Source organism: Veillonella criceti, assembly GCF_900460315.1.
Taxonomy (GTDB): Bacteria; Bacillota; Negativicutes; order Veillonellales; family Veillonellaceae; genus Veillonella_A; species Veillonella_A criceti.
This window is the reverse complement of the sequence record NZ_UHIO01000001.1, coordinates 305,932-319,183: the sequence shown is the minus strand read 5'-3', so window position 1 is coordinate 319,183 and position 13,252 is coordinate 305,932. Positions and strand designations below refer to the sequence as shown.

At 39.2% G+C, this 13,252-nt stretch carries 14 protein-coding genes; 1 reads left to right on the top strand and 13 read right to left on the bottom strand.

Annotation, left to right across the window (positions count from 1 at the left end):
• Positions 1-4: 4 nt before the first annotated feature.
• The 10 genes from infB to polA form a co-directional block, all read right to left on the bottom strand.
• Positions 5-2,545 (bottom strand): translation initiation factor IF-2, encoded by a 2,541-nt coding sequence (gene infB / locus DYE54_RS01425; protein ID WP_115309557.1) that lies wholly within the window; start codon positions 2,543-2,545, stop codon positions 5-7.
• 16 nt (positions 2,546-2,561) lie between these two features.
• Positions 2,562-2,867 (bottom strand): L7Ae/L30e/S12e/Gadd45 family ribosomal protein, encoded by a 306-nt coding sequence (locus tag DYE54_RS01420; RefSeq protein ID WP_115309556.1) that lies wholly within the window; start codon positions 2,865-2,867, stop codon positions 2,562-2,564.
• Between the two features lie 8 nt (positions 2,868-2,875).
• Positions 2,876-3,148 (bottom strand): RNase P modulator RnpM, encoded by a 273-nt coding sequence (rnpM, locus tag DYE54_RS01415; RefSeq protein WP_115309555.1) that lies wholly within the window; start codon positions 3,146-3,148, stop codon positions 2,876-2,878.
• Positions 3,148-4,242 (bottom strand): transcription termination factor NusA, encoded by a 1,095-nt coding sequence (gene nusA / locus DYE54_RS01410; RefSeq protein ID WP_115309554.1) that lies wholly within the window; start codon positions 4,240-4,242, stop codon positions 3,148-3,150. Before nusA ends, rnpM begins: the two co-directional genes overlap by 1 nt.
• Before the next feature lie 28 nt (positions 4,243-4,270).
• Positions 4,271-4,729 carry a ribosome maturation factor RimP gene (locus DYE54_RS01405; RefSeq protein ID WP_115309553.1) on the bottom strand — a complete coding sequence of 153 codons (459 nt, stop codon included), beginning with the start codon at positions 4,727-4,729 and terminating at the stop codon, positions 4,271-4,273.
• 167 nt (positions 4,730-4,896) lie between these two features.
• Positions 4,897-5,559, bottom strand: coding sequence for a hypothetical protein (locus DYE54_RS01400; RefSeq protein WP_115309552.1), 663 nt, complete (start codon positions 5,557-5,559; stop codon positions 4,897-4,899).
• A gap of 84 nt (positions 5,560-5,643) precedes the next feature.
• Complete coding sequence (locus DYE54_RS01395; RefSeq protein WP_115309551.1) at positions 5,644-6,210, bottom strand: lytic transglycosylase domain-containing protein; 567 nt, start codon at positions 6,208-6,210, stop codon at positions 5,644-5,646.
• Entirely contained in the window at positions 6,207-6,821 is a 615-nt protein-coding gene (gene coaE / locus DYE54_RS01390) for a dephospho-CoA kinase (protein WP_115309550.1), read from the bottom strand. The genes DYE54_RS01395 and coaE overlap by 4 nt, the downstream gene beginning before the upstream one ends.
• Before the next feature lie 30 nt (positions 6,822-6,851).
• Positions 6,852-7,676 (bottom strand): bifunctional DNA-formamidopyrimidine glycosylase/DNA-(apurinic or apyrimidinic site) lyase, encoded by an 825-nt coding sequence (mutM, locus tag DYE54_RS01385; protein ID WP_115309549.1) that lies wholly within the window; start codon positions 7,674-7,676, stop codon positions 6,852-6,854.
• Between the two features lie 54 nt (positions 7,677-7,730).
• The gene (gene polA, locus DYE54_RS01380) at positions 7,731-10,388 is read right to left on the bottom strand and encodes a DNA polymerase I (RefSeq protein WP_115309548.1); all 2,658 of its coding nucleotides are present in this window, start codon (positions 10,386-10,388) and stop codon (positions 7,731-7,733) included.
• A 174-nt stretch (positions 10,389-10,562) separates the two neighbouring features.
• On the opposite strand from polA, the gene rpsT reads away from it, so the two are divergent.
• A complete protein-coding gene (gene rpsT / locus DYE54_RS01375; protein WP_115309547.1) occupies positions 10,563-10,823 on the top strand; it encodes a 30S ribosomal protein S20 in 261 nt (86 codons plus the stop codon).
• A gap of 246 nt (positions 10,824-11,069) precedes the next feature.
• Here rpsT and DYE54_RS01370 read toward each other — a convergent pair whose 3' ends face one another.
• The 3 genes from DYE54_RS01370 to DYE54_RS01360 form a co-directional block, all read right to left on the bottom strand.
• Positions 11,070-11,375 carry a hypothetical protein gene (locus tag DYE54_RS01370; protein ID WP_115309546.1) on the bottom strand — a complete coding sequence of 102 codons (306 nt, stop codon included), beginning with the start codon at positions 11,373-11,375 and terminating at the stop codon, positions 11,070-11,072.
• 1 nt (position 11,376) lies between these two features.
• A complete protein-coding gene (locus DYE54_RS01365) occupies positions 11,377-12,552 on the bottom strand; it encodes a phosphopentomutase (RefSeq protein ID WP_115309545.1) in 1,176 nt (391 codons plus the stop codon).
• 85 nt (positions 12,553-12,637) lie between these two features.
• Positions 12,638-13,171, bottom strand: coding sequence for an NUDIX domain-containing protein (locus DYE54_RS01360; protein WP_115309544.1), 534 nt, complete (start codon positions 13,169-13,171; stop codon positions 12,638-12,640).
• Positions 13,172-13,252 lie beyond the last annotated feature (81 nt).

The following is a 13,252-nucleotide window of genomic DNA, read 5'->3' as shown; positions in this document are numbered from 1 at the left end:
CCTCCTAAATCTGTGGCGCGATTTCTTCCATCATAAAGGCTTCAATTATATCGCCTTCTTTAATATCACGGTAACGTTCAATGGAAATACCACATTCAAAACCACTCTTCACTTCTTTTACTTCATCTTTAAAGCGACGTAAGGAGTCTACTTGTCCTTCATGAACAACTACGCCATCACGAATTAAACGAATTTCGGATTTATTCGTAATCTTACCTTCTGTAATATACGAACCGGCTACAATTGCTTTTGGTGTAGAAATAACTTGACGTACTTCAGCACGGCCAAGAATTACCTCTTTAAATTCTGGCGTTAACATACCGCGCATAGCACTTTCTACATCATTAATAGCATCATAAATAACTCGATATGTACGAAGGTCTACACTTTCTTTTTCAGCAGCTTTACGTACTACTGCATCAGGACGTACGTTGAAACCAATAATAATAGCATTAGAAGCCGAGGCTAACATAACGTCAGACTCATTAATAGCCCCTACCGCTGCATGGACAATAACAATACGTACTTCTGGATTTTTAATCGCTTCTAGCGATTGACGTAAAGCTTCAACAGACCCTTGCACGTCAGCTTTAATAATAATATTTAAATCTTTTAACTCACCTTGTTGAATCTGATTAAAAATATCATCCAAGGTTACTTTATGGGTGGCCCCTAATTCAGCCATACGTTGCTTTTCTACACGACTTTCAGCAATAGCACGTGCTTCATTATCATCAACAGCATCCATAATTTCACCAGCTTGTGGTACATCAGACAAGCCAAGTACTTCCACTGGCATTGATGGACGAGCTACTTTTACTTTTTCACCGCGTTCATTAGTCATGGCACGAACTTTACCATACGCTACCCCAGCAATAATGTTATCGCCAACACGCAAACTACCTTTTTGTACTAATACTGTACATACAGGACCACGGCCTTTATCAAGTTTAGCTTCAATCACTACACCTTGCGCATTACGATTTGGATTGGCTTTTAATTCCATTACTTCAGCTACAAGCAAGATATTTTCTAATAAGTCATCAATTCCCTGGCGCTGTTTAGCCGACACAGGTACCATGATAATATCGCCACCCCATTCTTCTGGTAATAAACCATGTTCAGCTAATTGTTGTTTTACATGGTCTGGGTTAGCTCCTGGTTTGTCCATTTTATTAATAGCCACAATAATTGGCACATTCGCTGATTTAGCATGATTAATCGCTTCAATAGTCTGAGGCATTACACCATCATCAGCTGCCACCACCAAGACGGCGATATCAGTTGATTGGGCGCCACGAAGACGCATTGCCGTAAAGGCTTCATGACCAGGTGTATCTAAGAATGTAATCTTATTGCCCTTATAGCGAACCATATAGGCCCCAATATGCTGCGTAATCCCACCAGCTTCAGATGCAGTTACATTTGTTTGACGAATTACGTCCAATAAAGAAGTTTTACCATGGTCAACGTGACCCATAATAGTAACTACTGGTGGACGTGGTTGTAAACTTTCAGGTGAATCTTCAATTTCACGAACTTCTGTTGGATCTTCTTCTGGTGCTGCTTCTGAAACGGATACGCCAAATTCTTCCGCAACGATAGCGGCTGTTTCAAAATCAATTTCCTGATTAATCGTTGCCATTACACCTAGTAACATAAGTTTTTTAATGATTTCACTCACTTCACGGCCCATTGTTTCAGCCAATTCTTTAACAGTTAAAGATTGACCAATTTCAATGTGAGTAGCAATCATTGCTTCTGCTTTACGTTTTTCTTCTTCTTTATGTTGACGGTTTTGTTCATTACGTTGTTTTACGCGATTTTTGCTTTTTGCCAAAGACGTAGATAATAACGATTGTGGACGGTTACCATTGCGGTTTTTCTTGTCCTTTTTATTGCGACGATCATTGTTATTATTACCGTCACGATTGCCACGAGTTTCTTTATTATTACGAGTTTCTCGATTATTTTTGCGGTCATTTGAATGATCATTAGAGCGTTCAGGACGGTCATTAGAGCGTTCAGGACGGTCATTAGAGCGTTCAGGACGGTCATTGCGGTTATTAGTTTCATTTTTCTTATCCGCATTACGACTCATATTGCGTTCTTGCCCTTTATTTTCCTGACGATTTTCTTGACGCTGTGCTGGTTTATTGCCATGCTTCTGATTGCGGTTTTCTTGTTTAGCTTCCGTCCCTTTATGACCTTGCCCACTTCCTTTATGAGCCTCTGCTTTTGCAGACTCTTGTTTACGGCCTTCGCCTTTATGAGTCGACGTTTTATGAGCGTCCTGCTTCTTAGGTTGTTCCGCTGTTTTTGGTGTACCTTTAGCGTCTGCCTTAGGTGCCTCTGCTACCTTTTTAGGTGTCTGATTTGCAATATCAGGTTTCTTAAAGTGCTTTTCAACTAAAGCTACACCTGCTTCATCAAGACCACTTGCTGGCGTTTTAGATTCATAACCATTACGACTTAAAAAGTCTATAATCCGTTTATTTTCTACATTTAATTCTTTACTTAAATCACGTATTCTTTTTTTTGACATCTGCATGCCCCCTTAATCAATTATCTATTTCTTTGAGCATTGCTTTGGCAAATCCCGCATCATTGACGAGAACAATAGCTCGTTGTTCTTTTCCGATAGCTTGCCCTAATTCAGCTTTACTGAGTACCTCACGTAAAGGAACATTATGTTGCTGGGCTAACCAATTATATTTTTCTGCATTATTTTTTGCACAATCCAAAGCTAATAGGGCTAATGGTATCTGACCACGCTTTATCGCTTTTTCTGCTACAAAATCACCGGACAATAACTTTCCAGCCCGTTGTGCCATACCTAGCAAGTTTTTTAATTTAGTCGTATCCATGATATATATTATTCCTCATTCGAGAATAATTCAGATCGCAGATTCTCATATATATCAGCTGAAACGGCTCGTTTTAAAGAGCGCTCTAAACGCTTTGCTTTATATGCTGTTTCAAAACATTCTGTTTTTGGCTCAATATAAGCGCCACGCCCCGCTGCTTTGCCAGTGCGATCAATCGCAATGGTTCCTTCTGGCGATACTACAATGCGCAACATCTCTTTCTTATTCCGAAGTTCGCCACAGCCTACACAAATGCGCATTGGTGGTGATTTCTTCTTCATTAAGCTTCACCATCCTCTTCAAGGAGGGATTCTACGGAAACCTCAGCACTAGATTCTTCTGTATCAGCTTGTGTTTCACTCTTAATATCAATCTTCCAGTTTGTTAATTTAGCCGCTAAACGAGCATTCTGCCCCGCTTTACCAATCGCCAATGACAATTGATAATCAGGAACAACAACCCTTGATGTTTTTTCTTCTTCGTCCACATCAACAGAAATAACTTTAGCTGGACTTAAAGAATTTGCAATGTAAACTGCTGGATCTTCATCCCATTTTACAATATCGATTTTTTCATCATGTAATTCATCAACGATATTTTGAACACGTTGTCCTTTAGGCCCTACACAGGCACCTACAGCATCAATTGTTTCATCACGAGATACTACTGCAATTTTAGAACGCATACCTGGTTCACGAGCAACAGATTTTAATTCAATAACGCCTTCATATATCTCAGGAACTTCTAATTCAAATAAACGTTTTAAAAGGCCAGGATGGGTACGACTAATCATAATCTGTGGACCTTTGGTAGTTTTCTTTACTTCTACAATATAGCATTTAATGCGATCGCCCGCTTTATATGTTTCTGTAGGAATCTGTTCCGCTGGTGGTAAAATAGCTTCCGTTTTACCTAAGTCAACGAATACATTGCGCCCTTCAACACGCTGTACTAAGCCTGTAATAATATCACCTTCACGGCTAAAGTATTCTTCATATACAATACTGCGTTCCGCTTCTTTTAAACGCTGAATCAACATTTGTTTCGCTGTGTGTGCTGCACTACGACCAAAATTCTTAGGTGTTACATCCACTTCTACAATATCGCCCACTTCAAAACGCATATCTTTTTGTTGTGCCTCAGCTAAGGCAATTTCTTTTTCAGGGTCTTCCACGTCCGCTACTACTGTTTTCTTAGCAAATACTTTATATTCACCAGTTTCACGATTTAATTCTACATATGCTTCTTGATTAGAGCCTGGCTCTTTACGATAAGCCTGCAATAATGATGCCTCCAAGGACTCAAACACCACTTCTGGTGACACACCCTTTTGTTTGGTTAACACCATAACTGCCTGTACTAATTCTTGACTCACTGATTATTCCTCCAATATCCTATTAGTTTTAAAATTCAAAATGTAAGCGAATCTGAGCAATGGCACTGCGTTCCAATTCAATCGGCTCCTCACCAACCGTAATAGTGATCGTCGTATCGGAAAAACCAGCTAATGCTCCAGTAAATTGTTTTTTCCCATCTATCGGCTTAAACAGTTGTACATCAACGTCGGAGCCATTATAGCGCACAAAGTCTTTATCTTTTTTAAGTACACGATCAAGGCCTGGAGACGATACTTCTAATAAGTAATTCTCCTTAATTGGATCTTTCGCATCTAACACTTCACTTAACTTTTCGCTAACTATCTGACAGTCATCAAGGTCTACCCCACCTGGCTTGTCTAAGTATACACGTAAATACCAATCCCGTTCCCGGACGTATTCTACGTCTACTAGCTCCATATCTGTACCTTCTACAATACCTTCTACAATAGAAGCTACAAATTCTTCGACGGCTTCTCTTTTCATAGTCATCGCCTCCTTTAATATGATGTAACACTTGTTATCCATGACTACGCATATCGCCTGCATAGAGTTTTTACTATAAAGTAAAGAGTGAGCCAAGGCCCACTCTTCTAAAAAAGCTTATATCAAATCACGTATATTATATCATGAACACTGCAAAAACACAAATACTACAAACGATTTTCCAAGTCTGTCAATACATTAGTTAACTGACTTGTTAATTTTTCTTCCAATTCCGGAATCGTTACAGCATCAAAGTCATGATTAATTTCTGGATAATTATGGCGTCTTAATTCTACAAAGAATTCATCGCGTAACACATTGTAAAACAGTAACAGACCTGATGGATCCTTTGACTTACAATATTCAGCAATAATAAAGGAACCATTAATCATGCAAATGCCATTACTCGGTGCAATATCTCGGGTAAAAGGCCCTACGGCTGGCGGTAATACTTCATCATAAACCCAATCAGCTAATCCCTTTTGCTTATACGCATAGGTAAACATTTGATGGGGTTCTACTAACCGCTGGGTCACCGCTGATATACCGCGCTCTCGAAGGACTGCTTCATATTCATCCCAAGTGTTACGTACAAAGTTAATATCTACAAATGAAAATAAAGGCATCACTACATGGACTGTAAAGTCATTAACTTCCTTATCATAAATCGCTTCCCAGCGCCAACCTAATGAATTTTCATAGTGAAAAAAGCGAAAGCCTAATTCAGAATCTTCTACCGTATCAATTATCAAAGTAAAATCGCCAATCGTTTCAGGCAACCAAGAAAAATCATAAATTCTATCTTTACACTCTGCGATTGCATCAGCCATTATTAAGCCTCCTTTCTCTAGCATTTACAATCCTACCTATGTCTAACAGTCTCCTTAAGCCCCACGATGGAGCTACGCCATAGACTACTTACGATTCACTGAATATAGTGACTCATAATGAGCCTCATTCTTAAGGACAGTAGCTACATATTCACGTGTTTCAGGAAAAGGTATTTCATCAATTGCATCAAACTCCGTGGTCCAACCATATTGTGTCATCCACTCTTCTACATGACCACGCCCTGCATTATAAGCAGCCAAAGCTAATACTTTATTGCCCTTAAATTCGTCTAATAAATACGCTAAATACCAAGTACCTAATTTTATATTCGTAGCCGGTTTACGAATATCACTATCTGTCAATTTTGCTTCATCTAATTGTTCTGCAATCCAGTGCGCCGTGTCTGGCATAAGTTGCATAAGCCCTAAAGCACCTGGTGCTGATTCAGCATGTTCATTGAATTTACTTTCTGCTAAAATGACACCCGCCACCAATGAATATGGAACTTTATTAGCTTGCGCTTCTGCATACACAATTTCACTATGTTCTAATGGATAGGCATACGTCCGTGCTAAATAAGGCTCGCCTACACAAAAGTAGTACCAACCTAACAGAACCAAACACCAGGCTAGAAATGTAGAGCCTCTCATGAATCCTCCTTAGCAAATAAATCCCCTTTTGTCTGCCACAATTGGATTAACTGATCCATTAACTCTTCAAGGGTGCCATTATTATCAATAATAACTTGACTATAGGTCTTCTTATCAGCCAAGGACATTTGACTAGATATACGCGCCTGTGCCTCTTCTTCACTCAATCCATTTCGAGCCATAAGACGTGCTTTTTGTACTTCTGGTTCTAAGGCAACTAACCACACTTCATCCATCTCTTTATACCAATTAGTCTCAATAAGTAAAGGAATATCGTAAATCACCGCACCGAATCCTTGTTCATAATGCATCATAGCTAATTCATCAATTCGTTCATGAATGTAACGATGTAATATATCATTTAACATTTTACGTTTAGCTTCATCATTGAAAATAATAGCCCCTAACTTAGGTCTATCGAGTGTTCCATCCCCTTGTAAAATAGAATCACCAAAATAAGCTACTAATTCACTTAACCCCGGTGTGCCTAGGGCCACCACTTCACGAGCGACCACATCGGCATCAATTACAGGGGCCCCTTTTTGGGCCAACCATTCTGAAACAGTGCTTTTGCCTGAGGCAATACCACCAGTTAATCCAATTTTATACATACAAACTCCTACTAATAAGATTAGTTGTTATTACTTTTGACAATGACTGCAAAATACGGTATGACGTCCCCGTAATGTCATATCCTGTAATGGTCGTTTACAATGCATACAAGGTTTCCCACCTCGACCATAGACCAATAAATGCTCTTGATTTTGCCCTTTGCCACCAGCACCATTTTTATAGTCCCTAAAACTAGTACCGCCACGGGCTAAACTATCACGCAATACTTTGCGTAACGCTCGATGCAACGCCTTCGTTTCACTCTCTATCAAAGAGTCGGCGGGGCGAGTTGGTAATACATGGGCTAAGAATAAAGCTTCATCGGCATAAATATTGCCAATCCCCGCCACATATTGCTGGCTCAATAAAAAAGGCTTAATAGGCATAGTACTTCGCCGAGTCAACTCATATAGTTTACCACTCGTAAACGATTGACTCAAGGGCTCTACCCCCATTTGCAAATATGCTTTTAAATCAATCTGCTTAGGTGATTCAAAAAGATATAAAGCGCCTAAAGTACGCACATCACCATAAGCGAGCAAAGTGCCATCAGTAAAATAAAATAAAATACGATCAAAGCGTTCCACCGTAGCCGTTGAGCGATAAATTAAACGCCCTGTTAGTTTTAAATGAATAATTAACTGTAACGAAGTCTGTTGAAACGTAATGATGAGATATTTTCCACGCCGTTTAACAGCTTCAATCGTTTGACCCGTAACCAAAGACGCTGCTACTTGTGGCGGACAATTTCGCCACATACGTGGCAATAAAGATTCGACCGATGCCACCGTTTTGCCAACAGTCTGTTCATGAATATATCGTTTGATAATCTCTACTTCTGGTAATTCTGGCATCGTATCACCTACTTATTCTTAGGCCAGCCTACAAAGCTAGCAAACTACCTACAATTACTTTACATCAGCCCAATTAGTGGCACTATGCACATCAACAATAAGAGGCACTTTAAGTTCCACAACGCTATCCATAATGTCTGCTAATAAAGCCTCCACCTTAGCTTCTTCTTCTGTAACCACTTCCAATACAAGCTCATCGTGCACTTGCAATAAAAGACGTGATTTCAATTGCTCTGTCTCTAAACGCTGTGCGACTTGATTCATTGCTAATTTAATAATATCCGCTGCACTCCCTTGAATCGGTGTATTCATTGCCGTACGTTCTGCAAAAGAACGACGGTTAAAATTACGACTATTAATATCTGGCAATGCCCTTACACGGCCAAACATGGTGCGCACCATCCCCGTTTCATGAGCTTCTGCCACCATAGCATCCATATATTCTTTAACTTTTGGATAACGACTAAAATATAGATCAATATAATCTTTAGCTTCCCCTCGAGTAATACCTAAATCTCGAGATAAACCAAAGTCACTAATTCCATAAATAATACCAAAGTTAACCGCCTTTGCATGGGAACGTTCCGTAGGCGTAACCTCTTCAATCGATTTCCCCAACACTTCGGCCGCCGTAAAACGATGAATATCTTCTCCTTCTAAAAAGGCTTTAATAAGTGCGGGATCTTCGGATAGATGCGCTAAAATACGAAGCTCAATTTGTGAATAGTCGGCGCTGACTAAGGTATCATACCCCTCACCTGGTAAGAAGAGCGCCCGAATCTCACGGCCCTTTTCTGTACGGACAGGAATATTTTGTAAATTGGGATCTGAACTACTTAACCGACCTGTCGCAGTTACCATCTGATTAAACGTACTATGAATACGCTCTGTTTTACCATTAATAAGTGGTTTAAGCCCTTCTAAATAAGTAGAAATCAATTTTACTACAGTACGATATTTTAAAATCAACTCAATAATAGGATGCTCATTCCGTAATATATCGAGCACTTCAGCATTGGTTGAATAGCCTGTTTTTGTCTTTTTGATAACAGGCAAATTTAATTTTTCAAATAAAATAACCCCTAATTGTTTAGGCGAATTAATATTAAATTCTTCGCCAGCTTCCTTATAAATTGCCGTGCGCAATTCATTAGCTTCTTCTTCAAAACGATTTTGTGTCTTTTCTAATGCTACTTTGTCAATATAAATGCCATTTTTTTCCATGACAAGCAAGGTGCGAATTAACGGTAATTCAATCCTCTTATATAAGTCCCAAAGACCATTATCTTGTAACACTTCAACTGCTACTGGTTTCATAGCCAATAAAGCTTCTACAGTAGCTACAAATTCAGCATCATCACCACTAGCTGGTACAACAGGCGCACTAAATCGTTCACATAAATAAGAAATGCCATAATTAGTACGTGTAGGGTCCGCTAAATACGCCATCAAGGTTAAATCCCAAACACGTGGTTCTGCTGAAGTATCAAATAAATTAAGAGGACCTGGTGTATCTTTGCCCGTTACTTCCAAAAGTAATTTAGCATCTTCAGTTACAATACCACTGGCCATTTGTAACATATCCACCATCAATTCATTGTTAGCTTTTGTATCACCTAACAGCTTAGCTACTGCATCACCATTACTCACATACAACGTATCTATAGTACGAAATGGATGAGCACCTTTAGGCATTACGTGGAAGGCTAACTCTTTATTTGTGTAAAACTCCGCTGTAATCTCTTCACTGCTTAATAAGGTCAGCGTTTCTTTCACCTCATGCCCCTCAATTGGTGATTCAGCAAAAGCAGCAAATAAAGATTCACTATCTGTTGGAGTTGGCGCCGTAAGCCCCATGGCTTTTATAAGACGCGGAGTGACGTTATGAAAGCCAAGACGATCAAAAAGTGGTACAATTTCCGATTCATGAGCAGCTGTTACAAAATCGTCTAAGGTGTACGCTAAATCCATATCGGTTTTAATGGTAGCTAATGTACGGGATAAAAAAGCCAGTTCTTTATTATCCGATAGTTTTTCTTTTAGTTTCCCTTTAATACCATCAATGTGATCATATACACCTTCTAAGGTTCCATATTCTGTAAGAAGTTTAAGGGCTGTTTTTTCACCAACACCAGGTACACCAGGAATATTATCCGAGCTATCCCCCATGAGGGCCTTCATATCAATCACTTGCTCTGGGCCATAACCATATTGAGCTACCATAGTCTCTGGTCGTACTTCAAGCATATCACTAATCCCTTTTTTAGTTAGATACACAGTACTATGTTCATCAACAAGTTGTAAACTATCACGATCCCCAGTAATAATATAAACAGCCGTCTCTTTATTACCTAACTTTTTACTTAAGGAGCCAATAATGTCATCCCCTTCATAGCCTTCCTGTTCAATGACAGAAATACCTAATGCTTCAAGCACTTCACGAATAAGACCAAATTGAGGCCGTAAATCATCAGGTGCATTAGGGCGATTGCCTTTATAATCAGCGTATAATTCTGTACGGAAGGTTTCTTTCCCCTTATCAAAAGCCACCGCCACATAATCAGGCTGTAAATCATTATATAATTTTACGAGCATAGTCAAAAATCCATATACCGCATTGGTTGGCACTCCTAGGGCATTACTAAGCGGTGGTAGTGCAAAGAAAGCGCGATATAACAGGCTACTCCCATCTATAATCATTAATTTTTTCATAAAACACCTCGTCAAAATCTAATTAAACGTATATTAACTTTACCAATTCATATATCTTAAACTATTATATCATAAATATATAACAAAACTAATCTGTCAAAGGTATTGCACAACCATACGCTCTATGCTATAATTATTCAGGTATATTATTGTAATCATAAGGAGGTGACTCAATTGCCAAATATCAAATCCAGTATTAGAAGCGTAAAAACAGACGCTGAACGTCGTGCGAAAAACTCCGCTGTGAAATCTCAAATTCGTACAGCTACACGCAAAACGGTTGAAGCTGTAGAAGCTGGCGCAGTAGAAGATGCTAAGAAAGCACTTGTTCAAGCTACTAGCGTAATTGATAAAGCAGCCTCCAAAGGCGTTCTTCATAAAAACACAGCAGCTCGTAAAAAATCAAACTTGGCTGCTAAAGTGAATGCTTTATAATTCTAAGGCAAAGGCACTAAAAGCGTTGTAACCTAGTTACGGCGCTTTTTTTATATTCTCTTTTCCCTGTTAGCATTAATAATAGTCTATCCCCCTTATAATTCTATACTGGGGAGTCATATAACAATCCTACATCATGAAGTTTAATACTTGTACATCTAAAACTATATATAAATTTATGCATATAAAAAGGAACTACTCTCAAATATTAATTGAGCCGTAGTTCCTTTTGTTATTTCTGTCTTATTAGTTCTTCAAATCCCCATGCATAATACAACGGAATAAGTTAAGCGCTACAGCTTCTGGCTGACCAGCTTCAAGCGCCGTTGTAGCTTGGCCTAAAGCTCGACGAAATACTGCATGGACTTCCTCTGTGCCAGATTGACTCACAGCTTCTACATCTAATTCCATAATATATTTAAATAGCGCATGCAATTCAGCACTATCCATACCTTGTGCTTTAGCTACTTCAGTTTGCTTCTTTGCCCAATCATAACGTGCTCTTTCTTGTGGATTGGTAGGGATTTCTTTCTTATTATGTGTACAACTCATACTATTTTGCCTCCTTAATAGAGCCTAAAAAGCTTGTGCCCACCTCGCCAACAAGACCAAAATTATCTAATATGGTCTGCCCTACGTCAGCAAAGCTAGCACGATCACCTAACGCAACTGGTTTTGATAAATCGTTACAATACCCCAACAAAGGAACTAGTTCTCGCGTATGGTCAGTTCCTGTCCAAGTAGGATCATTACCATGATCAGCTGTAATTAGCAATAAATCATCAGCCTGTAATAACTCTAAAAAACCACCTAATTGATAGTCAAAATCTTCCAATGCCCGTTTATAACCGTCTACATTACGACGATGACCATAAAGGCTATCAAACTCAACAAGGTTAATCATCATGAGTCCTTCTTTAAAAGTACCGCCTAAGAGTCGAGCAGCTTCATTCATACCGTGAGCATTCGACTTTGTTGGATAGGATTCACCAATCCCCACTTGAGCGTAAATATCACCAATTTTACCAACACCAATCGTTTGCAAGTTATGCTGTTGCAACATTTCCCAGTATAAAGTCTTCTCAGGCATACGACTATAGTCATGACGATTCGCGGTTCGTTTAAAATGACCTAATTCTCCGATAAAAGGTCGAGCAATAATACGCCCTACATAATAATCACCAATACATACTTTTTCACGAGTAACCTTACAAATTCGATATAATTCTTCTAAGGGAATCACATCTTCATGAGCCGCAATTTGAAACACGGAATCAGCTGATGTATACACAATAGGTTTACCTGTTTTTAGATGCTCCGCCCCTAATCGTTCTATAATTTCTGTTCCAGAGGCTACTTCATTACCTAAATAACCATATCCTGTTTCTCGAGTAAAAGCCTCCATCACGTCTGCAGGAAATCCTTCGTAAAACGTAGGAAACGGCACATCTACCGGATGTCCTAATAATTCCCAATGACCACTAGTCGTATCTTTACCACGACTTATTTCATGAAGACGTCCAAATAAACCGGTCACAGGTTCTTCATTGGATTGAATATCTGCAATATTAGCAAGCCCCAATCGTTTTAAAGTCGGACAACGTAAAAGACCAGCCTGTGCTTCAATATGGCCTACCGTATTAGCTCCTTCGTCGCCAAAAGCAGCTGCATCACTAGCATGACCAACGCCCACACTATCCATGACAATTAAAATAATTCGTTTAAACATACTAGGCCTCAATTCCTATATTCCATCACTTAAACTCACGCTGATAATGCCACTTACTACATGGTAATCACTATTCATATACTAATTATTTAAGATATGGCATTGCTAACGCCAAGGCAGCTAGCGTTTTACTATCTTTAATTTCCTCATTACGAATTGCTTCCATTAAGTCTTCAAACGAGTAATATTCCAATTCTACATATTCATCGTCATCCCAATGCGTCTGCCCCTTGCTAAGCCCTTTCGCAACATAGAGATGAATAAGTTCATTGCAAAAGCCTGGACTTGTAGCAATCGTGCCTAATGAAATCCATTCACTAGCTTTATACCCCGTTTCTTCTTCAAGCTCACGTTTAGCACAAGCCAGTGGATCTTCCCCTGCATCTAACTTACCAGCCGGAATTTCTAACAAACCACAATCCAAAGCATAACGGAATTGTCGTTCCATTACAATGCGACCTTGGTCATCAATAACGACAATAGCACTCGCTCCTGGATGATGTACAACTTCACGCCAGGCTTCTTTCCCATTTACATCGGCTACGTCAAACGTTACTTTAATTAAGCGACCATCAAATTTCATTTCCGACGATAATTGTTTTTCTCTATGTAAGCTCATGTCCAATCTCCTACCTTAATGACTATATATTCTCTAATTATTGTAACACACTCTTACTAAAGGTAAAGATAAAATGACAAA

Bases quoted from the DNA above. Each gene is read 5' to 3' on its own strand.
- rnpM (WP_115309555.1), bottom strand. From the start codon at position 3,148: ATGAAGAAGAAATCACCACCAATGCGCATTTGTGTAGGCTGTGGCGAA.
- DYE54_RS01360 (WP_115309544.1), bottom strand. From the start codon at position 13,171: ATGAGCTTACATAGAGAAAAACAATTATCGTCGGAAATGAAATTTGAT.
- DYE54_RS01420 (WP_115309556.1), bottom strand. From the start codon at position 2,867: ATGGATACGACTAAATTAAAAAACTTGCTAGGTATGGCACAACGGGCT.
- DYE54_RS01395 (WP_115309551.1), bottom strand. From the start codon at position 6,210: ATGAGAGGCTCTACATTTCTAGCCTGGTGTTTGGTTCTGTTAGGTTGG.
- DYE54_RS01370 (WP_115309546.1), bottom strand. From the start codon at position 11,375: ATGAGTTGTACACATAATAAGAAAGAAATCCCTACCAATCCACAAGAA.
- coaE (WP_115309550.1), bottom strand. From the start codon at position 6,821: ATGTATAAAATTGGATTAACTGGTGGTATTGCCTCAGGCAAAAGCACT.
- infB (WP_115309557.1), bottom strand. From the start codon at position 2,545: ATGTCAAAAAAAAGAATACGTGATTTAAGTAAAGAATTAAATGTAGAA.
- polA (WP_115309548.1), bottom strand. From the start codon at position 10,388: ATGAAAAAATTAATGATTATAGATGGGAGTAGCCTGTTATATCGCGCT.
- DYE54_RS01405 (WP_115309553.1), bottom strand. From the start codon at position 4,729: ATGAAAAGAGAAGCCGTCGAAGAATTTGTAGCTTCTATTGTAGAAGGT.
- mutM (WP_115309549.1), bottom strand. From the start codon at position 7,676: ATGCCAGAATTACCAGAAGTAGAGATTATCAAACGATATATTCATGAA.
- DYE54_RS01365 (WP_115309545.1), bottom strand. From the start codon at position 12,552: ATGTTTAAACGAATTATTTTAATTGTCATGGATAGTGTGGGCGTTGGT.
- DYE54_RS01400 (WP_115309552.1), bottom strand. From the start codon at position 5,559: ATGGCTGATGCAATCGCAGAGTGTAAAGATAGAATTTATGATTTTTCT.